At 58.8% G+C, this 18,298-nt stretch carries 21 protein-coding genes and 2 pseudogenes; 18 read left to right on the forward strand and 5 right to left on the reverse strand.

Annotation, left to right across the window (positions count from 1 at the left end; all coding sequences use genetic code 11):
* Positions 1-14: 14 nt before the first annotated feature.
* The 6 genes from KNW02_RS06230 to KNW02_RS06255 all read left to right on the forward strand — a co-directional run bounded on the left by KNW02_RS06230 (position 15) and on the right by KNW02_RS06255 (position 3,800).
* The gene (locus KNW02_RS06230; protein WP_216032404.1) at positions 15-758 is read left to right on the forward strand and encodes a DUF2793 domain-containing protein; all 744 of its coding nucleotides are present in this window, start codon (positions 15-17) and stop codon (positions 756-758) included.
* Between the two features lie 4 nt (positions 759-762).
* Positions 763-1,017: a hypothetical protein gene (locus KNW02_RS06235; RefSeq protein WP_216032405.1), complete on the forward strand. Its 255-nt coding sequence runs from the start codon at positions 763-765 to the stop codon at positions 1,015-1,017.
* 65 nt (positions 1,018-1,082) lie between these two features.
* Positions 1,083-1,742, forward strand: a complete 660-nt coding sequence (locus KNW02_RS06240) for a lysozyme (RefSeq protein WP_216032406.1) — start codon at positions 1,083-1,085, stop codon at positions 1,740-1,742.
* Positions 1,742-1,960 (forward strand): hypothetical protein, encoded by a 219-nt coding sequence (locus KNW02_RS06245; protein ID WP_043132454.1) that lies wholly within the window; start codon positions 1,742-1,744, stop codon positions 1,958-1,960. Before KNW02_RS06240 ends, KNW02_RS06245 begins: the two co-directional genes overlap by 1 nt.
* Positions 1,961-2,619: 659 nt before the next feature.
* Positions 2,620-3,048 carry a hypothetical protein gene (locus KNW02_RS06250; protein ID WP_216032407.1) on the forward strand — a complete coding sequence of 143 codons (429 nt, stop codon included), beginning with the start codon at positions 2,620-2,622 and terminating at the stop codon, positions 3,046-3,048.
* On the forward strand, positions 3,045-3,800 hold the full coding sequence (locus tag KNW02_RS06255) for a hypothetical protein (protein ID WP_216032408.1): 756 nt from the start codon (positions 3,045-3,047) through the stop codon (positions 3,798-3,800). The genes KNW02_RS06250 and KNW02_RS06255 overlap by 4 nt, the downstream gene beginning before the upstream one ends.
* A 598-nt stretch (positions 3,801-4,398) precedes the next feature.
* Here the strand turns inward: KNW02_RS06255 and KNW02_RS06260 are convergent.
* The 4 genes from KNW02_RS06260 to KNW02_RS06275 all read right to left on the reverse strand — a co-directional run bounded on the left by KNW02_RS06260 (position 4,399) and on the right by KNW02_RS06275 (position 6,791).
* Entirely contained in the window at positions 4,399-4,845 is a 447-nt protein-coding gene (locus KNW02_RS06260) for a hypothetical protein (RefSeq protein ID WP_216032409.1), read from the reverse strand.
* A 30-nt stretch (positions 4,846-4,875) separates the two neighbouring features.
* Complete coding sequence (locus KNW02_RS06265; RefSeq protein WP_216032410.1) at positions 4,876-5,610, reverse strand: hypothetical protein; 735 nt, start codon at positions 5,608-5,610, stop codon at positions 4,876-4,878.
* A 99-nt stretch (positions 5,611-5,709) separates the two neighbouring features.
* The gene (locus KNW02_RS06270) at positions 5,710-6,426 is read right to left on the reverse strand and encodes a hypothetical protein (protein WP_216032411.1); all 717 of its coding nucleotides are present in this window, start codon (positions 6,424-6,426) and stop codon (positions 5,710-5,712) included.
* 41 nt (positions 6,427-6,467) lie between these two features.
* Positions 6,468-6,791: a hypothetical protein gene (locus KNW02_RS06275; RefSeq protein ID WP_216032412.1), complete on the reverse strand. Its 324-nt coding sequence runs from the start codon at positions 6,789-6,791 to the stop codon at positions 6,468-6,470.
* A 191-nt stretch (positions 6,792-6,982) separates the two neighbouring features.
* Between KNW02_RS06275 and KNW02_RS06280 the strand changes: the two are divergent.
* Positions 6,983-7,522: pseudogene (locus tag KNW02_RS06280) on the forward strand (transposase); the annotation flags it as partial.
* 403 nt (positions 7,523-7,925) lie between these two features.
* Complete coding sequence (locus KNW02_RS06285; protein WP_216032413.1) at positions 7,926-8,525, forward strand: hypothetical protein; 600 nt, start codon at positions 7,926-7,928, stop codon at positions 8,523-8,525.
* Between the two features lie 20 nt (positions 8,526-8,545).
* Here KNW02_RS06285 and KNW02_RS06290 read toward each other — a convergent pair whose 3' ends face one another.
* Positions 8,546-9,814 (reverse strand): tyrosine-type recombinase/integrase, encoded by a 1,269-nt coding sequence (locus KNW02_RS06290; RefSeq protein ID WP_216032414.1) that lies wholly within the window; start codon positions 9,812-9,814, stop codon positions 8,546-8,548.
* A gap of 567 nt (positions 9,815-10,381) precedes the next feature.
* Between KNW02_RS06290 and KNW02_RS06295 the strand changes: the two genes are divergently transcribed.
* The 10 genes and pseudogenes from KNW02_RS06295 to KNW02_RS06335 all read left to right on the forward strand — a co-directional run bounded on the left by KNW02_RS06295 (position 10,382) and on the right by KNW02_RS06335 (position 18,297).
* A complete protein-coding gene (locus tag KNW02_RS06295; protein ID WP_216032415.1) occupies positions 10,382-10,627 on the forward strand; it encodes a helix-turn-helix domain-containing protein in 246 nt (81 codons plus the stop codon).
* Positions 10,624-10,890, forward strand: a complete 267-nt coding sequence (locus KNW02_RS06300) for a hypothetical protein (RefSeq protein WP_216032416.1) — start codon at positions 10,624-10,626, stop codon at positions 10,888-10,890. Before KNW02_RS06295 ends, KNW02_RS06300 begins: the two co-directional genes overlap by 4 nt.
* Complete coding sequence (locus tag KNW02_RS06305) at positions 10,887-11,282, forward strand: VRR-NUC domain-containing protein (RefSeq protein WP_216032417.1); 396 nt, start codon at positions 10,887-10,889, stop codon at positions 11,280-11,282. Before KNW02_RS06300 ends, KNW02_RS06305 begins: the two co-directional genes overlap by 4 nt.
* Entirely contained in the window at positions 11,279-12,304 is a 1,026-nt protein-coding gene (locus KNW02_RS06310) for a helix-turn-helix domain-containing protein (protein WP_216032418.1), read from the forward strand. The genes KNW02_RS06305 and KNW02_RS06310 overlap by 4 nt, the downstream gene beginning before the upstream one ends.
* A 71-nt stretch (positions 12,305-12,375) precedes the next feature.
* A pseudogene (locus KNW02_RS20835) lies at positions 12,376-12,768 on the forward strand (DNA cytosine methyltransferase); the annotation flags it as partial.
* A gap of 52 nt (positions 12,769-12,820) precedes the next feature.
* A complete protein-coding gene (locus KNW02_RS20840) occupies positions 12,821-13,384 on the forward strand; it encodes a DNA methyltransferase (protein WP_252733492.1) in 564 nt (187 codons plus the stop codon).
* Positions 13,381-14,061, forward strand: coding sequence for a hypothetical protein (locus tag KNW02_RS06320; RefSeq protein ID WP_198917560.1), 681 nt, complete (start codon positions 13,381-13,383; stop codon positions 14,059-14,061). The genes KNW02_RS20840 and KNW02_RS06320 overlap by 4 nt, the downstream gene beginning before the upstream one ends.
* A 58-nt stretch (positions 14,062-14,119) precedes the next feature.
* On the forward strand, positions 14,120-14,329 hold the full coding sequence (mads1, locus tag KNW02_RS06325) for a methylation-associated defense system helix-turn-helix domain-containing protein MAD1 (RefSeq protein ID WP_198917561.1): 210 nt from the start codon (positions 14,120-14,122) through the stop codon (positions 14,327-14,329).
* Positions 14,322-17,387, forward strand: a complete 3,066-nt coding sequence (locus tag KNW02_RS06330; protein WP_216032419.1) for a BPTD_3080 family restriction endonuclease — start codon at positions 14,322-14,324, stop codon at positions 17,385-17,387. The genes mads1 and KNW02_RS06330 overlap by 8 nt, the downstream gene beginning before the upstream one ends.
* A 1-nt stretch (position 17,388) precedes the next feature.
* Positions 17,389-18,297: a hypothetical protein gene (locus KNW02_RS06335; RefSeq protein ID WP_216032420.1), complete on the forward strand. Its 909-nt coding sequence runs from the start codon at positions 17,389-17,391 to the stop codon at positions 18,295-18,297.
* Position 18,298: the final 1 nt, after the last annotated feature.

An 18,298-nucleotide genomic window follows, 5' to 3' on the forward strand; every position in this document is an offset into this window, starting at 1 on the left:
TCAGGAGACCACCCATGTCCGAGACCACAGCGCATCTGGCGCTGCCTTTCATCATGGCAGCGCAGGCGCAAAAGCACGTCACCATGAACGAGGCGCTGCGCATGCTCGACGGCATCGTGCAGCTGGCGATCCTTGATCGCGACCTGACCACGCCACCGGCCAGTCCGGCCGAAGGCGACCGCTATATCGCAGCCAGTGGCGCGACGGGCGCGTGGGCTGGCTGGGACCGCAGCATCGCCTACTGGATCGACGGCGCCTGGATGCGGATCCTGCCGAGCGCCGGCTGGATGGCCTGGATCGAGGACGAGGCGCAGGCGATCGTCTGGACCGGATCGGCGTGGATCCCGGTTGTGGATGCCATGGGCTTCATCGCGCAGGCAGCCTCGGTCGCCGTGGCGCGGGAGGCAAATGGCGCGACCACCGGCATGGCGGTGCGGGAAGAAACCCTCTCCGGCCTTTCCGGGGCCAGCCGGGACTCGACCATCGTGATCCCCAACCGTGCCATCGTTCTCGGTGTATCCGTGCGGACCGTGACCGCGGTGTTGGGGGCCAGCTCCTTCGACTGCGGCATCAACGGCGAGCCCTCGAAATTCGGCGGTTCGCTCGGTGTGGCCGTGGGCAGCAGCAATATCGGCGTCATCGGCCCGACGGCGTTCTATGCCGACACGCCCGTGCGCCTCACCGCCAATGGCGGCAGCTTTGCCGGAGGCGCGGTGCGCATTGCCATCCATTACCTGACCTGCGCCGCGCCGGACTGAACCCATGGAAGAGAACCTCATGGACAGCATCCGCGAATGGTGGGGCGCGATCATGGCGGCAACCGGCCTTGGCATCTGGCTCGTGCGGCTTGAGGGCAGCAGCAAAACCGCGCTGCGCGAGGTCGCAAGGCTGGAAAAGCAGCTCGACGCCGACCGCCAGGCGATCTCGGAAACCCGCAAGGAACAGAACGAGATGCTGCGCGAGATGCGCGCCGACATCAAACGCCTGCTGGAACGCAGCGGGCCCGCCCGCGACTGACCGACGCCCAACCCGACCATCCACCCACCCCGCCAGCGCGCGGGGTTTTTGCATTGGAGAACAGCATGTCTGTGGCGAAAGAAACCATCGAACACGTCAAGCGCTGGGAGGGCCTGCGGCTGGAGGCCTATCCCGATCCCGGCAGCAAGGACGGCACCCCTTGGAGCATCGGTTACGGGCATATCTCGGACCGCTTCATGACAGTCCACAAGGGCCTGAAGATCACCGAGGCACAGGCCGAGGCCGCGCTGGAGCACGATCTGGGCGAGGCCGAGGATATCCTGCGCCGGCTGGTCAAGGTGCCGCTCACCGATGGGCAAAGGGCGGCGCTGACCAGCTTCGTCTTCAACATCGGCGAGAGGCAGTTCGCCGGTTCCACCCTGCTCAGAAAGCTGAATGCCGGCGATCATGATGCCGTGCCCGATCAGCTTGCGCGTTGGGTCTATAATGACGGCAAGAAGATGACCGGGCTGGTCAACCGCCGCGCGGCCGAGATCGGCCTGTGGTCGAAGGGCAGTTTTGTCTCGTCGCGCACAGTCGAGGCAGCAGTCCCGCCCCTGGTCGAAAAGCTGGTCACGCCGGAAGTGCTGACAGCGGCGGGCGGCGCGCTGGCCGGGCTGACCGGGACGCTGCAGGGCGACGGGCCGGTCTCCTTCGCGCTGGCAGCGCTGATCGTCATGGCCGGGGCCTGGGTGCTGTTCCGGCTGATCAGGCGGGCCTCGTGATGCTGGCCCGCTTCAAGTCCTGGCTGGCCATCGCCGCCGCCGCCATCCTGTTCATCCTCGGCGCGCGGCGCAGCGGCGAGAAGGCCGGGCGCGCCAACGAACGCCTCGAAAATCTAGAAAGGACCAATGATGCGCGTCAAAGGATGCTCGATGCCGCCAGCCGCCGCCCTCATGATCGCGATGCTCTGGCTGAGCGGCTGCGCGACGGCAAGTTCTGACAGCGCCCCCTGCCCGCCCGTGGTGGTCTACAGCACCGCCGAGCAAACCCGCGCGGCGGGCGAGGTCGAGGCCATGCCCGAAGGCGCGGTGCTGATGCGAATGATGAGCGATTACGCCGTACTGCGTGATCAGGCACGGTCCTGCAGGTGATAGCCGGGCCGGGCAAAGCCCCGCGGGAAGCGCCAGACGCCTCGACCGCAGCGCCATGCCCGGCCCGGTTCACGGATTCATGGTTTCAAAAAGTGGCAGGGATTCGCTGCGCTGGAATGGTGGCACGGATGCTCCGCCCTGTCCCCTGCCGAGAGGGGCACAATTGCGCACCTTAGAAGAACGGCGCTAGTCGCCAGGACGGAGCGTCCTCGTAAACGTGACAATCCTGTCGAGCGGTTGCGCGAGGGCGGTTTCTGACCACCAGGCTTGCCCGCCAGTGGCCGAGTATCCCGCCGGGCTCCAGCAGAGCCCAGTAATAGAAGTTGATGTACTGCCGCCGAAATCCGTTATCTAGGGCATCCTCGTTGACTGCCAAATCATGCAGCAGCAAGCGCTGGCGTGTCGCTAAGTTCTCATAGTTCAGTGAAAGTAGAGGCGATGAGTCAAACGTTTATGGCTCGTCAAGACTTGACATGTAAGATAGAATCGGTCTGAACCGGAGGACGCTATGGACCGAGACGACATCCTGTTGGCTGCCCTTGCGGCTGGCGGTGCAGGCGCAACCTTCTCACCAGTGCAGGTGCAGAAGCTGTTTTTCTTGATTGACCGCGAAGCTCATCACCTTGTGGGTGGGCCGCACTTCAACTTCCGTGCCTATGATTATGGCCCGTTCGATAAGGCCGTCTATGATGGGTTGGACGCACTTGCCTGTCAGGGCTTTACGCGTGTTCAGAGCTCCGGAAAGTATCGAAATTACAGCCTTACTCCTGAGGGCTTAACGCGCGGCCAAGCCAGCCTTGCGGAAATGCCAAAAAACGCGCGCACCTTCATTAGTGAAATTTCAACATGGGTGCGCACGCTATCTTTTGAACAGCTCGTAGCTTCGATCTATAAGGCTTACCCGGACATGAAGGTTAATAGCGTTTTTCGGGGATGACGGTTGTCGTAGCCTTTCATTGCACAGATGGCGTCGTAATTGCCGCTGACAGCATGATCACTCCAAGTATGGGCGGCATGCCGGTGGGCCATCATCATGGGCAGAAGCTGTCCGTACTCGATGGGCCACAACTCTTCGCGTTTGCTGGTGATCAGGGGCAGGCTGATCGCTTCAAAACAATGACGAATGGCTCGCACGGGCTCATCGCACAAGTTCAGCACCCGCTCGATTATGCGGTGACGCTATCCGGAAGCATCATTCAACAGCTTCAGCAAACAGGCATTGGAATGGGCCAAATCGGTGCCAATGCGATTGTTTCATTCCAAATGCATGGCACTCACCACTGCTGCGTATTTGAAGGCCCCCTACAGCCACGATTTCTTGACCAGCATCATTTCTATGTGGCTCTCGGCTCCGGCAAGCTATCAGCTGATCCCTTTTTACGTTTCCTCGCAGACACATTTTGCGCGAACAACGCACAACCGACGACCCGAGAAGGCGTGTTCATGGCAACTTGGGTTGTTCAGCACGTCATCGATACAAACCCAGGCGGAGTCGCTGGGCCGATCCGTGTTGCCACATACACGTTTGATGCTGGCGTAGCAGTAGCCAGGCACCTACCAGATGCAGAAATCTCTGAGCACCAACAAGCGATCGAGAGTGCGCGGGCGGCGCTAAAGAGTTGGCGGGACGAGCTACTTTCTGGGGCCGCAGCTGGCGACGCCCCTGCACTTCCGCGGCTTAGCGTCTAAGCGCCTTATCGCATCAGACCCCTCGGAATACCGTACCAGATGCTGGAAAACCCATGGGGCCAGCACCCGTGGCCCTTGGGCCCTTGCCCCGCTCCGCGCGTCTCACCGACGGGTGTTTTGTTGAGTTGGTGTTGAGTCGTCGTGGGAACGCAAAAAGCCCCGCTTGGTGGCGGGGCGTAACATGTTGATATTACGCGATTTTCTGGTTGCGGGGGTAGGATTTGAACCTACGACCTTCAGGTTATGAGCCGAAACCCTAGCGATTCCAATAGCTTAGGAAAACCAATGACTTAGGCGACAAGCCTTTGATTTCACGCATTTCCCGTTCCGGCACCGTCCGTCATTGACCGGCTTTCAACATCCCAAACCGTGCCAAACAGGCGCATGCGGGTTGACGTCGCGTTGACATGAATTGCCCGATCATCAATCGCGCCGCGGAACAGCGTGGCGGAAATCAGCTTCGGAAAGGGCTATCCACATGATAAATCGAGTGGATTGCTTAGGTGTCCATTTTCTATGGCGGGGCAGTGCTGGGCTTGTGGTTGGACGATATTGAATAAAGAAGGGATCCAGAGCGCATAAAACATGCACAATTAGTTCACTCCCAAGGCGGAGGCGTTTCAACAACCCAATCTGGAACAACACCTCTTACCGCAATTGGAATCTTCGTTGTCTCCGTGACTTCTGGTAAGGACGCGGCATCATTAAAATCTGCGTTATTTCCCTCAGCTATAGTGGAGCAATTGAAACCACCTTTTCTTACTAAGTTATTTTGAACCCCCTGGAGCTTTGCAATACAGATACCGGTTGTGGACTTTGCCCACCCAATTAACTGAACGCCCCCCTCCTTGAAATATAATGCATTACATGGCAGCCCATTTTTCGAATAGAAACGCGCCTCTAGTCTTCGAGCGGCAAGCGAAGGATGCGTGCAATTCGTAATTACATATGAGTACAGCGATGCATTTTCATCTACTTCGCCAAACGCTTCCACCGAAAATGCTAAAAAAAACGAACCAACAAGTATTTCGAGTAAGTTCCTCATGGCCTAGCCTCCAAGTCTGGCAAGTTTCTCTCAACATAAGGACCCACAGGGGTTGTTAAAAACGCTGTTGTCCCCGCCTAGCGGCTTTTTAATGAAGTCATCAACGGCGTCCTTTACCTTATTTGCTTCAGAGTTCTCACCTCCGAGCGGGTTGTTCCATGCATCTTTGATGCTTATTCCTGTTGTGATGCGTAGGACCTTAGCTCCAATGCCGCTTTCGCGTTTAGCCCCTTCAAAATTGCCAACCACTATTTCGCCGGGCGCTTTAGCACCTTCAATTACTTTTGCGACAACCGTCTCCGAAAATCGAACGATCTGGCTTCCAACATCCTCCTTACAAGTGTTGGACAGCTCTTGTTGACGTCTGCGTAGTTCTTCCGCGAGTTCACTATCAACTTTCGCACGCTCTTCTAGAAATATTCTCTCAAAGCTTTTCTCCATAGACGCTTTGAGACCCTCCGGACCACCATACTGCGTTAGCCCATAGTCATTCCACCATGTAAGGAAGCCTTTCGATACGTCGCCGCCAGATTGGGTTATCTGGTCTCCCCAATTACGGTCAAAGGTAAGATACAAATTTGAGAATGTCCGACGCCACCACGCATGACCGAACTCCGATGACGGACCCTCGTCAAGACCAGCTTTAGAAGCTGCTGCGGCTTCTGTGCGCATAATGTGACTGTCTTGGTTGAAATCACGTCTGGCATCTATGCAATAATCCAAATCATCTAGAAGTCCTTTAGCTGAGACGGCACGCGTCTCCATGAATATGAACAGCACTATAAAGCAGCACGCTAAAGCAAGGTACGTAGCTCTCATCTGCATTACCCCCGATAGGCCATAGGTCCAGAAATTAAGTTGCCGTTAACAGAGAGAACCAAACAATTTTCTAAACTCACTGTTAGGACCACCACAAAGTCCATATTTTTCAATGTCCCTCCAACTAATTCCTGTAGTTGCGCGAATGATTTTCGCCAGCTCTCCCGACTCTCGCTTGGCGCCCTCCCAATTCCCTTCAATAATATTTATTGGCGCCATAGCCATCGTCATAGCGCCCCTGAGTGTCTGGTTCAAAACATCCTCTTTGCATTCCCCGTACAACTGCTCCTTCTGTTTTTCAAATTCGGCTTCTGTCAAATTCTTCTTTCGATCAAGCTCAAGCTGTGTCATCTTTTGGAAATCGGAATCGATTACAGCGTCGATCTTCTCCACACCTCCCGCTGCTTCAATTTGCTCTGCCAGCCAAAGAACAAATGCTTTATCGAGGGAACCACCGGAAGCCTTAATAATTGAGGCAAACTGCGATTTGTCGAAATACTCCCTCATTTGCTTTCTCTTTTCCTCCCACCAGAGGTCTCTATATTCTTCTGTGGGCTTTGCCGTACTTGCGGCATCCATTTTCGCCTGGATGATCGCACGCATTTGGTTGCGACCTTCGTTGAATCCATCTTTAGCTGCAATACAACGGTCCAGATCATCGAAGAACCCTTGCGCATGAGCTGGCGACAATGCTGGTACAGTTCCGAGAGCAACAAGGGCAACAACAATCGCTCTTGCAAGAAAGGGGGACCGGTTTCGCATTTGCATACCTTCTTTGATCGCTCTTCAATGAAAATTTGGGTTTATTCAGCCTTTCCTCCGCAAGCGCTGTCCCCAAGAATTTTTCTCAACTCACTGTTAGGCCCTCCGCAGATACCAAACCGTTCAATATCGAGAACACTGATTCCTGTTAACGCCCGAACAAGTTTGGCCAATTCCCCGCTTTCACGCTCAGCGGCACTAATGTTGCCCTCAATATTATCAGCTAGACTTTCTAAAAGAAGTTGGAGGACTACCGGATCAATTGCAGAAGATTCTGAGCTGTCTTCTGTCTCCTGCGCATTTGTAAGAGTGCTCATTATGACAAGAGATCCAGTAAAAATTGCTATCGCCAGGTATTTCGTCATAGAATTAGTCCTTTCGATTTTATTGAGCAGTCTAGCGGCCATGCTTCGAAAAATTATGCTGACACCAGAGAGCAGAAGCCGTGGTTATGTGTGCGGACGTCGGCCGTTACTGACGTCATGTTAGCAATAAAAATTATAAATTTCACCAAAAAATTGTATCCGACCTAGTGCGGCCAACCGTAAGCAATTACCGCGAACTGGTCGCAGGCGCGCGCCTGGCGGCAGGACGCGAGGTGCAGCCAACTGCAGGAGTGATCTACAGTCAAAGCGTGGAAACATCTGAAAATACGTGACTTTCTGGTCGTGATCCGGGTAAGCGAATCAGAGGACGCAAGGGTCACATTATTAATGACACCTGCGGAAACCTGATCGCGTGCGAGCTTCATACGGCCAACATTTAGGATCGTGACGATGCGCCCGGGGTCTTCATCAAGCTCCGCCGCGAAGCGCTGAAACTGCGCCACATATTCGCGGATGGCGGCTATGCCGGACCGAAGTTGCGGGGCGCACTCGTGAGCCTCGGGCGTTGGACGCTACAGATCGTCAAGCGCTCCGACACCGCAAGGGGCTTCGAGGTGCTGCCACGCAGATGGGTCTTGGAACGCGCCTTCGCATGGCTCGGTCGTTTTCTTAGTTTGGCGAAGGAATGGGAGAATTCCGTCAAGAGCGCAGCGGCTTGGTTAATGATCGCCCATATCAGACGCGTGACCCGTCTCCTTGCAACAGACTGAAATCATTCGATCCATTTTGAATCGGACACTAAGAAGGGCTCTATTCCAACCATTCGCCGCGCCTTGCGTCGAGGTGCGGTAGACCAGCTTGGGGTCAGTTCATTACATGAAGATCAAGTTTACCTGACGTTCCACACCGACGGCCATTCCTGCCGCCGCGTTACCCACAGATTCCTGCTCTGCCCCTATTGCTCCCGTTTCTGTCGAATGCGAAATACACGTATGAGGTGAGCAGGCCTCGATCAGAATCACGACAGGACGACCCATTTCGCGCAGAAGTGTTGAAGAAGGCGATCGCACGCCCTGACCTTTTGCGCCCGGATTTTCCTGTCTTGCCATAAAAACATGGTCAGCAGGGCACAGGCATGGTCTCTCCTCTGGCCCAATTGAGGAGGGGGTCGCCGTGGCATTACCACCGCGCGTGTTTTTTTCGCTTTATGAAGTCTCATTTCGCTGGGAGTGCTCCGTCGCAGACATCGCGGGATGGGCGTCCCAGGGCAAGCTGAAGATCATGACGGGGATTGGCCTTGTCCGTTGTGGCGATGCCATGGTGGCGGGCCCGGTGACCCTGTCACCGATGGACCTGCTGCCCCTGTTTCGCCGCAGCGGACCCAGCCCGACCGAAGGTGCCATGCAACGCATCCTGCCACCCGATGCCTCGAACTGGCTGATCATCACAGACCCGCCGGATGGCGTGCCGGTGGCGGTGGCGGATATGCTCATCCGCGCTGAGGAGGTTTTCGGCTTCGAGGACGAGCACGACCTGGTTCGCAAGGCGACTGCGGGTGCGAATGGCGGACAGCCCTATGATTGGGCGGGCATGAACATCGCCCTGATCCGGCGCATCCACGATCAGGGCCTGCCCGCCACACAGGCCGAACTCATCGCGGAGATGCAGGACTGGTTCGCCGACCAGACCGGTGGTGCGAGGATCCCCGACAGCCGCAGCATCCGCAGGCGGATCACCCCGATCTGGCATGAGCTGCGCCGTGAAGACGCCTGACCGGCACGAGGCGGTGCGGGTCAAGCGGACTTTTCATCTTCGAGTACGGCATCGGCATCATGCACGATCTTCGGGCGGGGCCGGAGCATGCTGGCCACGGCATCGACACCGGCGCGCAGGGGCGAATCCATCAGGTGCGCATAGCGCTGGGTCGTCTGCATCTGGCTGTGGCCCAGCAATTTGCCGATCATCTCCAGCGAGGAACCACCGCTGACCAGCAAGGACGCGAAGGTGTGGCGCAGGTCGTGGATCCGCACACCGGGAAGCCCGGCCTCTTTCTGCATGTGGATCCAGAAGCGGCGGATTTCCTTGACCGGCTGGCCGAGCACATCGCCCGGAAACACCCACGGGTTGCCCCTTGGCACCACCAACTGGCGCTGACGCACAATCGCGGCCACCTCGGCCGAAATCGGGATGCGGTGGATCTTGCGCTGCTTGGTGGTGGTGGCGGGCTTTGACCAGCTGCCCAGCTCCAGATTGAACTGTTCAAACCGCGCCTGCCGCACCTCGCCCACCCGGCTGCCGGTCAGCAGGCACATCCGGATGATCCCTGCGGCACGCTGATCCTCGGCCGCGTCCAGTGCCTCGGCCAGCCGCGCGATCTCGTCCTGCGACAGGAACCGCTCGCGGGCGTTCTCTACTCTTTTCCTGAAGCCCGACGCCGGATTGTCCGTGCGCCAGCCCCAGCTGATGGCAAGCGTGAACATCTTGCGCAGCACCTCACCCGTCCGGTTGGCGCGGATCGGGGTCGGTTTTGACCCTTGCAGCTTGCGCGCCCGGTTGTTGGGTTTGTCCTTGCAGGGCCGCGCCCGGCCCTTGGCGATGATGTTCAGCAGTTTCGCCACATCATGCGGCGTGATCTCACTGACCAGCTTGTTGCCCCAGTGAGGTGCCACGAGTTTTGTCAACATCGATCGCTGGTCGGATGCGTTGGTCTTGGCCAGATGCGGCACATGCTCGGCCAGATAGCGATCTATCATGTCGTTGATCCTTGGGGCCTCGCGCAATTCACCCCGCGCGCCAAGGGGATCGTGGCCCTCGTCAATCTCGCGGCGCAATTCCTTTGCGCGTTCACGCGCGGCTGTCACCGTCCATTCCGGCCAGCGCCCGATGGCCATGCGGCGCTGAGCCCCGGCATAGCGATAATCGAGTGCAAACGACCGGTTGCCCGACCGCAGGATGCGGATCGAGAACCCCCGCACCTCGGTGTCGAAGATCTGGTAGTCACGCCCTTTGGCGGGCACCGCCTCCCGCACAGATTTATCGTTCAATCGCAATCTGTTGACCAACTCAGCACGTCCTTTCACCTGTGACACAGGCGTAGATTCGCCCGACAATCAAGCCAAGCACACACACCAGGGTGGCGGGGAGGCGCAGGGTGGCACCGGATCGCCGCACCCGTGCCACCCCTTGTTTTGTTAGGTTTTGCGAAAAATCTGGCAAGCGCGGCCCACGCGGTGGTGGCGTGCAACGGGTCGCGCAGCGCGCATTGCCATCAGATTCACCAGCGCGTTTTGTAAATTTCCAATGAAATCAGGGGGTGGCGCGGTTCTGGCAGAGCGATGCCACCCTGCCACCCACCTGAAACCCCGCCTGTGCCGCCGAACGTCGCCCGATGCGGGCCTGTGCGGTGTGAACGGGCACAACCACCCCCGGCGCGGCGCTGGCGGGCACACCTGTCCGTCCTGCGCATGAGCTCTCCGACATCGCGCCAGACGCGCAAAGCCCAATGAAACAAGGGGTGGCGCGCAATGCCAATTCCAGTGCCACCCTGCGCCTTCCCGCCACCCCTTTGCGTCTGCGTCTTTTGGATCCGGAAATCGGCCCGCTTCGGGCGATCAACGGGAGACTAGAACATGCGAGATACCGGAACCTCTGAGCGATCCGCGCCAGGTGGCGTGTTGACCGGCTGGATCAGCCGCCTCGACCTGGCGCTTGAGCTGGATCTGACGGTGGACACGCTGCGCCGCTGGGAGGCGCGACGCTTCGGGCCGCCCTGCGTGCGCGCGGGCCGCAAGGTCTATTACCGCCGTGACGCGGTGCAGGACTGGCTGCAACAGCAGGAACTGCCCAGCCCTCGGCGCGGGGGAGGTCGGCGATGAAGCCGCACCTTTCCATTTCCAAGAACTATGCGCGGGACGCGGCGCGCACGGACTGGATCGACGAGCGGCGGCGCGAGGCCCGCGCCGTCCTGGCTGATGTGGTCCACCATTCCGATCATCTGATCAGGCTGGCCTGCACTGTGCTCGTTCAACATGGCGAGACGATTGAGGAACACGAGGACGCCCGCATCCTGCTGGTGGTGGTCGATGCAAGGCACCCCACGCGGGGCAACCACCGGCCGGATCCGGAGGTGGGATCATGAAGCGGCGCGGCACCCCCGAAGCTGATCTGCAACGCGCGGTGGTGCAGACGCTGCGCGTTGCCCTGCCGCGCACGGCCATTATCCATCACTGCGCCAACGAGGTGACCGAGGCTGGCCCCCGCGGCGCAAAGCGCCAGGCGATCCTGGTCGGCATGGGCGTCCATGCGGGCTTTGCCGACCTGATGGTGCTCTGCGACGGGCGCGTCCTGTTTCTGGAGTTGAAGGCCCCCAAAGGCCGACTGCGCCCGACGCAGGAGGCCTTCCGCGATGCCGTTCTGGCGCAGGGCTTTGGCTGGGCACTGGCACGCAGCCTCGACGATGCGCTGGGCGCACTGGCGGATCACGGGTTCACGACACGCATTGCGCTCCCTCTGCGGAGGCCCACGCCATGAGCCATGACGCCACCAACTGGGCCATCAAGCAGCGCGGGTTGAAACCCACAGCCAAGATTGTGCTCTGGCATCTCTGCGACCGGTTCAACCCGGACCACGGCTGCTTCCCCTCACAGGCGCGGCTGGCGCATGATTGCGAGATCAGCCGCTCGACGCTGAACGATCACCTGCGCCAGTTGGAGGCTGGCGGTCTGCTCCGCCGGGTGCCGCGCATTCACCCCGTCACCAAGCGGCAGATGCCAACCCGCTACATTCTGGGGTTCGAGCCGGGCTTTACACCAGATGATCCGACCCCGTGTCCGGAAACCGGACATGGGCTGAACGATGCCGAAGCTCCCTTCGCAGAGACACACGATCCGGCAGACAAAACCCCTGCCGCGTCCGAGCCGTGTCTGAATTCCGGACATGGAAAGGACGCGGGAGCCGTGTCCGATTTTGACCCCGACCCGTGTCCGAAAAATGACCAGAGCCGTGTCCAAAATCCGGACACTAACCTTGTAAGGGAACCTTTAAGTAAACCAGTAAAGGAGGAGGAGGACGCGGCTGCGCGCGATGCCGATTTTAATCGGTTCTTTGACGCGCTGCTCTCAGCACTGGGCTTTGCCGCCAATGCCAGCCTCCCCGCCTGGTGGCAGGGCGCGCCGACCAGAAGCCATGTTCGCCGCTGGATCGATGACCTCGGGCTCTCCGAGGATCGGATCATTGAGGTCGCCACCGAGACTCGGCGCGATCATCCCAACCCGCCCGATGGGCCCAAGGCTCTCGATCGGTTCATGGAACGCGCAGCCCAGCGCGATGCGCAGGACGCTGCCGCAAATTGCCGGGCCCGGAAAAACAAGCGCAGCAGCAAGGCCCAAGGCACGCCACCGCCCAGCCCGGATGAGCTGGCGGCCTTCTACGCGGCCAAGGTCAACTCCGACGAATACCTGCCCCCCAGCATGATCAGTAACGCCATGTGTGAGGCAATGCTGGCCCGCAGCCTGGTGACGGCGGACAGGCTGCGTCAGCGGGGGGTGCGGTGAATGCCATGGTGTCACGTCCCAGGCACGGATTGTCCCTCTGCGCAGGCGGCGGAGGCCTGGATATGGGCCTCATGCTCGCCGAACCCGGTTTTCACACCCGCGCCTTCGTCGAATGGGAGGAGTGGCCAAGAGCTGTCCTCGTTGCCGCCCAGCGCGCGGGATATTTCGCCCCGGCCCCGATCTGGGACGATCTGCGCAGCTTCGATTCCCGCCCATTTCGCGGAGCCTTCGACATCGTCCTCGCCGGATATCCCTGCCAGCCCTTCAGCGCCGCTGGCAGGCGCGGCGGTGCCAAAGATCCCCGCCACCTTTGGCCAGAGGTCGCCCGGATCATCCGTGAATGTGTCCCTGAATGGGTTTTCCTCGAAAACGTACCCGGTCACGTCTCCCTCGGCCTTGAGACTGTGCTGCGAGAGCTTTGGGACATGGGCTACACGCCTGCGGCGGGCCTGTTCAGCGCGGCAGAAGTCGGTGCGCCGCACCAGCGGCTCCGCATCTTCATCCTGGCCCACAACGATGAGCCTGCATCCCGGCGCGGCCAGCTACAATCCAGCCGGGCACAGCGACATCGCGCGGAAGGCCAAAGCATTGGCGCTGGGCATTACACAGCTGCATGCGGCGCAATGGCCGACCCCGGCAGCGCAGAACTGGAAGGGCAGCAGCCCGGACAGCATCACGCGGGCCGATGGCAAGTCCCGGATGGATCTCCTGCATTACCGGGTCGAGCAGGGCTTCATCCGCCCAGACCCGGCAACCATGCCGCATGGGCAGCGATCCTCGCCGCACGCCCCGATCTCGCGCCCGCTCTGGGCTTCGATGATTGCCTCGCATGGGCGTGCCGCGTGTCGGCGGATCCTGAAAGCCCGGGCACGGCGGCGGCTCAATCCGCTCTTCGTCGGATGGCTGATGGGCTGGCCCATAGGGCACGCGCTCTGCGCCTGCTCGGCAACGGAGTTCATCCATTGGCAGCGGCGCATGCGTGGCGCTCTCTCGCAGCTGCCCATGGCCTCGGGCCCGTGGATCTGGCGACCGAGCGAGGGCCCGGCTCAGATGAACCTCTTTGAAGGATTGCTGCCATGAGCATGCAGGGACGGATTGGTCGGGCTGGCGGGACAAGGGTGAAACGTGCGCTGGGCGTCCAAGCGGCGCTGGAATGGGCGTTCCGTGTCGAGAAGGCTCAGCTGGAACTACCCCTGCCGAAGGATGTGACCGAGGAGGGTTTTGGCTTCGGCCTCGAATACGTTCTCATGCAGCGCGCCACGCTGGGCTGCAAGGTCGATGGCGGGCAGCACAAAATGGGCAGTTACACCCATGTGGACGCCGAGGTGATCGCGGCCACAGTTGCCGGAATGCCCGACAGCCTCGGCGGCATCCGCATGGCTATCCGCGTCGCGGAACTGGCCCGGGCCGGACTGACACCCGACTGGATGCCCAGTGTTGTGCCCCGCTGCGTCCCGGTGGAAACGCGACAAAACCAGCATGGCGTTCGGGCCGTGACGGAAGTCGTGGGCACCGAACGTATACTCTCGCGCGGACGGTGGCGAACAGTGGAGGTATTAGCCTGCCCAGTAACCTGGCGACCTCACCCCGAACAGATCGCATCAGCTCGGCGCGGTTATCACGATTGGTGGCTGGCATTGGATTGGGTGTTGGATGGGCTGATATCGGGCGGCATGCTGCGGGACATTGAGGTGACGGACGCAATGCCAAAGGTGCAACCTTGGCACTCGAAACAACTCAGAGCAATCAAACCCTAGTAAAGTCTAGCAAAGTCTGGCAGCTTCTCTCTAAGTTTTTTCCAGAAGGAGCAGGTCCATGAAGGACCCTATTCTCACTTTGCCAGAGGTTGCGGTTTTGTTGAAGGTTGCCGAGAAAACTGTCTACACAATGGCGCAGAGCGGCCAGATACCGGCTTTCAAGGTGCGCGGGCAATGGCGGTTCAAACATGACGACATTGACGCATGGATAGACGATCAAAAGGCCGCCGCGAAAGCGAACATCGGAAAAGGTGTTGCGGATGTCTGAGCAGTTCTTTGAAAAGCCGATTCTGAATTCTCCATACTTTTATCCTGGCAGACATTGGGAACTTGATCCCGAAGGTCAGCCAACGAACCGCATTCTCGATTCGAGACGACGTTCCGACCTGATAACGCCGGTTCCAAAGACTAAGAAACAGCGGCAGAATACTAAACAGGGTGCGCTATTACTTGGTGCTGATGATGAGCTTTCGAGCGAGGATCAGGAATACAATCCGACCCCAATCATCAACGAAATCCGGGGATATGTCGAAACCTGGCGCAAACTGCCGAACCCCGATCAATGGCTGGTGACGCCAGAGACGGCCCGTCTGTTGCAGCACTGGCGGCACCACAAGTTCGAGGGCATCCGTCCGTTCTTCTGCCAAATCGAAGCCGTTGAAACCGCCATCTGGCTAACCGAAGTCGCGCCGAAGATGGGACCAAGGGTTGCCAAGTTCTGGGCCCACATCAAGGGGGCCAATGAGCAGGCAAACCCTGAACTGATGCGACTTGCACTGAAACTTGCAACTGGGGCGGGCAAGACCACAGTGATGGCGATGCTGATTGCCTGGCAGACGGTCAATGCCGTGCGCCACCCTAACAGCAAGCAGTTCTCCAGCCGGTTCTTGATTGTTTCTCCCGGCATCACCATTCGTGACCGGCTGCGCGTTTTGCTACCCAACGATCCCGAAAGCTATTATCGCGGTCGCGAGATCACGCCACCAGATATGCTGCGCGATATTCAGAGCGCAAAGATTGTCATCACCAACTACCACGCCTTCAAGCTGCGTGAAAAGCTGGCGATCGCCAAAGGCACACGTCAGGCGCTCGAGGGGTGGCGCGGCGACAAGATCCAGACTATCGAGACTGAGGGCGAGATGATCCAGCGGGTCATGGGCGACCTGATGGGTCAGAAGAACATCGTGGTACTCAACGACGAAGCGCACCATTGCTATCGTGAGCGAGTGAAGGACGCCGATGGCGAGACCGAAGACGATCTGAAGGGCGACGACAAAAGCGAGGCCAAGGAGAACAACGAAGCCGCCCGGATGTGGATTTCTGGGCTGGAAGCAGTCAAGCGCAAGCTGGGCATCAGCCTAGTCTATGACTTGTCGGCCACTCCATTCTTCCTCCGCGGCTCGGGCTACATCGAAGGCACGCTGTTTCCGTGGACAATGTCAGACTTTTCTTTGATGGACGCCATCGAATGTGGGATCGTCAAGCTGCCGCGCGTTCCTGTGGCCCAGAACGCTCCCGGCGACAGTTTGGTCTATCGAAACCTCTGGGAACACATCGGTAAGTTGCTTCCAAAAAAAGGGCGCGGCACATCGGCGAAAGCTGCTGATCCCCTATCTCTTCCCGCCAAGCTGCTCGGCGCTCTTGATGCACTGTATGGACACTACACGAAGACTTTCGAGCTTTGGCAAGAAGAAGGGATCGGCGTCCCTCCGGTGTTCATCGTCGTCTGCAACAACACAGCGACTTCGGAACTGATCTACAAGTACATCTCCGGTTTCGACCGGGTCAGCGATGATGGCACCGAAACCACGCTGGAAAACGGCCGCCTCGCTCTGTTCCGGAATTATGACGACTTCGGCAACCGGATGCCGCGCCCGAACTCGATCCTGATCGACTCTGCACAACTCGAATCCGGCGAGGCGCTGGACAAGGATTTCCGCGAGATGGCAGCAACGGAAATCGAGCAATTCAAACGTGAAATGGTTGAACGCACCGGCGATATCACCGCCGGCGACAAGATCGACGAGTCCACCCTGCTTCGTGAGGTGATGAACACCGTCGGCAAGAAGGACAAGCTGGGTGAACAGATCCGCTGCGTCGTGTCCGTCTCTATGCTGACCGAAGGCTGGGACGCAAACACCGTCACCCACGTTCTTGGGGTGCGTGCGTTCGGCACGCAGCTTTTGTGCGAACAGGTCGTCGGCCGGGCGCTACGCCGCCAGTCATACGAGTTGAATGACGAAGGCTTGTTCAACGTCGAATATGCAGACGTCCTCGGCATCCCGTTCGACTTTGCGGCCAAACCTGTCGTGTCGCCTCCGGCCAAGCCCCGCGAAACCGTCCGCGTCCAGGCCGTGAAACCCGGCCGTGATGCACTGGAAATCACCTTCCCCCGTGTCGAGGGTTACCGTGTCGAGTTGCCCGACGAACGGTTGGAGGCCAACTTTGGTCCCGATCATGTGCTGGAACTGACGCCGGAACTGCTAGGACCTACAATCAACACCAATCAGGGCATCATTGGAGAGAGCGTTGACCTTACCCTCGCGCACCTGGAGGACATGCGCTCGTCCACCATTCTGTTCCACCTGGCACGGCACCTGCTTTATACCAAATACCGCGACCCGGGCGAGGAACCCAAGCTACACCTGTTTGGCCAGTTGAAACGCGTGACGCGCCAGTGGCTCGATGGCGGTTACCTGAAATGCACCGGCGGCACCTACCCCGCCCAGCTGGTCTACAAGGAAATCGCCGACATGGCGGCCGAGCGGATCAAGGCCGCCATCACAGAAACACTGCAAGGTGAGCGTCCGGTCAAGGCAATCCTTGATGCCTACAACCCCACCGGAACCACAGCCTTCGTCAATTTTACCACCTCCAAGGAACTGCGCTACCAAACCGCTCCGAACAAATCCCACGTCAACTGGGTAGTCTGCGATAGCGAGTGGGAGGCCGAGTTCGCCCGCGTCGCCGAGGCTCACCCCAGCGTGCTGTCTTACGTCAAGAACCAGGGACTCGGGCTGGAGGTCCCTTACCTGACCGGCGCGACCCCGCATAAATACATTCCCGACTTCATCGTGCAGATTGATGACGGTCAATTGTCCGAAAACGGCGAACCCGATCCGCTGAACCTCATCGTAGAAATCAAGGGCTACCGTGGCGAAGATGCGAAAGACAAAGCCAACACCATGCGCAGCTATTGGGTGCCGGGAGTGAATAACCTCGAGAAATTCGGGCGCTGGGCCTTCGCCGAGTTCACAGCGGTTTATGAAATGGAGGCAGAGTTTTCCAAATTGATTGATGATCTCCTTGCCAAGGAGATCGCCTGACATGCCAAACGCATTGATCAAGCCGACGAATGCGAATCTGGATAAGCATGCAGAGCCAGTCTTGGCGAAGTTGCTGATAGAAGCCGCACTGAACAGAGGCGACCTGACCTATGGAGAGGCGATGTTGCGCCTTGAAAAACAAGTTGGTTTTTCAAGCATCGGTCGCGCGACACGGCTTGGATATTGTGCCGGTCAGATCATGCACAACATCCATGCAGAATTTCCCGACGCGCCACTCTTGAACACTCTTCTCGTCCTGCAGAATGACCACATGCCAAGCACTGGCGCAGGTGGCTTCATGGCATCCCATTTCGGAAAACCAAAACTCGCCCGAGAAGGTATTCGGGATGATAAACCAGACCTTTGGCGAAAATACTTCGAAACCGCTGCTGAGGAAGTTTACGACTTCGCGGGTTGGCCCAATGTCTACCAAAAGGTCTATGGAAAACCTTACAAAGCCGATGCAAGCACCATGTCTGCTTCAAACCCCGAGGGCGGAACAGAAAAGGATGGCCTGCCCAGAGGGCGCGGCGGCGAAGGCCCCAATCACAAAGCTCTCCGCCTTTGGGTCAAGGCCAACCCGCAGGCACTCTTTCCTAAACTGACGATCTCACGTTCTGAAACCGAGGTGGATCTTCTGTCAGGTGACCGCGTCGACGTCGTCTACTACGCGTCGGAAAGCACCATCGCTTTGGAAGTGAAATCGAAAGACTCGAACGAGGCCGACCTAACGCGCGGCATCTATCAATGCTTAAAGTATCGCGCAGTTATGCACGCGATGGACCCGCGCGACGACGCTGACATCATGGCGATTTTGGTTACCGAGCAAAAGCTGCCTGGCTACCTGAAAGAATTGGCAAAACGGCTGGAAGTCCCGCACAAGCTGGTCTCGCCGAAGAAGGATACCTGAC

The sequence above is a fragment of the Paracoccus marinaquae genome, from assembly GCF_018860165.1.
Taxonomy (GTDB): domain Bacteria; phylum Pseudomonadota; class Alphaproteobacteria; order Rhodobacterales; family Rhodobacteraceae; genus Paracoccus; species Paracoccus marinaquae.

What these genes read in the sequence shown, in the direction of transcription:
- KNW02_RS06230 (WP_216032404.1), top strand. Translation starts at nt 15, where the DNA reads ATGTCCGAGACCACAGCGCATCTGGCGCTGCCTTTCATCATGGCAGCG.
- KNW02_RS06235 (WP_216032405.1), top strand. Translation starts at nt 763, where the DNA reads ATGGAAGAGAACCTCATGGACAGCATCCGCGAATGGTGGGGCGCGATC.
- KNW02_RS06240 (WP_216032406.1), top strand. Translation starts at nt 1,083, where the DNA reads ATGTCTGTGGCGAAAGAAACCATCGAACACGTCAAGCGCTGGGAGGGC.
- KNW02_RS06245 (WP_043132454.1), top strand. Translation starts at nt 1,742, where the DNA reads ATGCTGGCCCGCTTCAAGTCCTGGCTGGCCATCGCCGCCGCCGCCATC.
- KNW02_RS06250 (WP_216032407.1), top strand. Translation starts at nt 2,620, where the DNA reads ATGGACCGAGACGACATCCTGTTGGCTGCCCTTGCGGCTGGCGGTGCA.
- KNW02_RS06255 (WP_216032408.1), top strand. Translation starts at nt 3,045, where the DNA reads ATGACGGTTGTCGTAGCCTTTCATTGCACAGATGGCGTCGTAATTGCC.
- KNW02_RS06260 (WP_216032409.1), bottom strand. Translation starts at nt 4,845, where the DNA reads ATGAGGAACTTACTCGAAATACTTGTTGGTTCGTTTTTTTTAGCATTT.
- KNW02_RS06265 (WP_216032410.1), bottom strand. Translation starts at nt 5,610, where the DNA reads ATGGAGACGCGTGCCGTCTCAGCTAAAGGACTTCTAGATGATTTGGAT.
- KNW02_RS06270 (WP_216032411.1), bottom strand. Translation starts at nt 6,426, where the DNA reads ATGCGAAACCGGTCCCCCTTTCTTGCAAGAGCGATTGTTGTTGCCCTT.
- KNW02_RS06275 (WP_216032412.1), bottom strand. Translation starts at nt 6,791, where the DNA reads ATGACGAAATACCTGGCGATAGCAATTTTTACTGGATCTCTTGTCATA.
- KNW02_RS06295 (WP_216032415.1), top strand. Translation starts at nt 10,382, where the DNA reads ATGCGAGATACCGGAACCTCTGAGCGATCCGCGCCAGGTGGCGTGTTG.
- KNW02_RS06300 (WP_216032416.1), top strand. Translation starts at nt 10,624, where the DNA reads ATGAAGCCGCACCTTTCCATTTCCAAGAACTATGCGCGGGACGCGGCG.
- KNW02_RS06305 (WP_216032417.1), top strand. Translation starts at nt 10,887, where the DNA reads ATGAAGCGGCGCGGCACCCCCGAAGCTGATCTGCAACGCGCGGTGGTG.
- KNW02_RS06310 (WP_216032418.1), top strand. Translation starts at nt 11,279, where the DNA reads ATGAGCCATGACGCCACCAACTGGGCCATCAAGCAGCGCGGGTTGAAA.
- KNW02_RS20840 (WP_252733492.1), top strand. Translation starts at nt 12,821, where the DNA reads ATGAGCCTGCATCCCGGCGCGGCCAGCTACAATCCAGCCGGGCACAGC.
- KNW02_RS06320 (WP_198917560.1), top strand. Translation starts at nt 13,381, where the DNA reads ATGAGCATGCAGGGACGGATTGGTCGGGCTGGCGGGACAAGGGTGAAA.
- mads1 (WP_198917561.1), top strand. Translation starts at nt 14,120, where the DNA reads ATGAAGGACCCTATTCTCACTTTGCCAGAGGTTGCGGTTTTGTTGAAG.
- KNW02_RS06330 (WP_216032419.1), top strand. Translation starts at nt 14,322, where the DNA reads ATGTCTGAGCAGTTCTTTGAAAAGCCGATTCTGAATTCTCCATACTTT.
- KNW02_RS06335 (WP_216032420.1), top strand. Translation starts at nt 17,389, where the DNA reads ATGCCAAACGCATTGATCAAGCCGACGAATGCGAATCTGGATAAGCAT.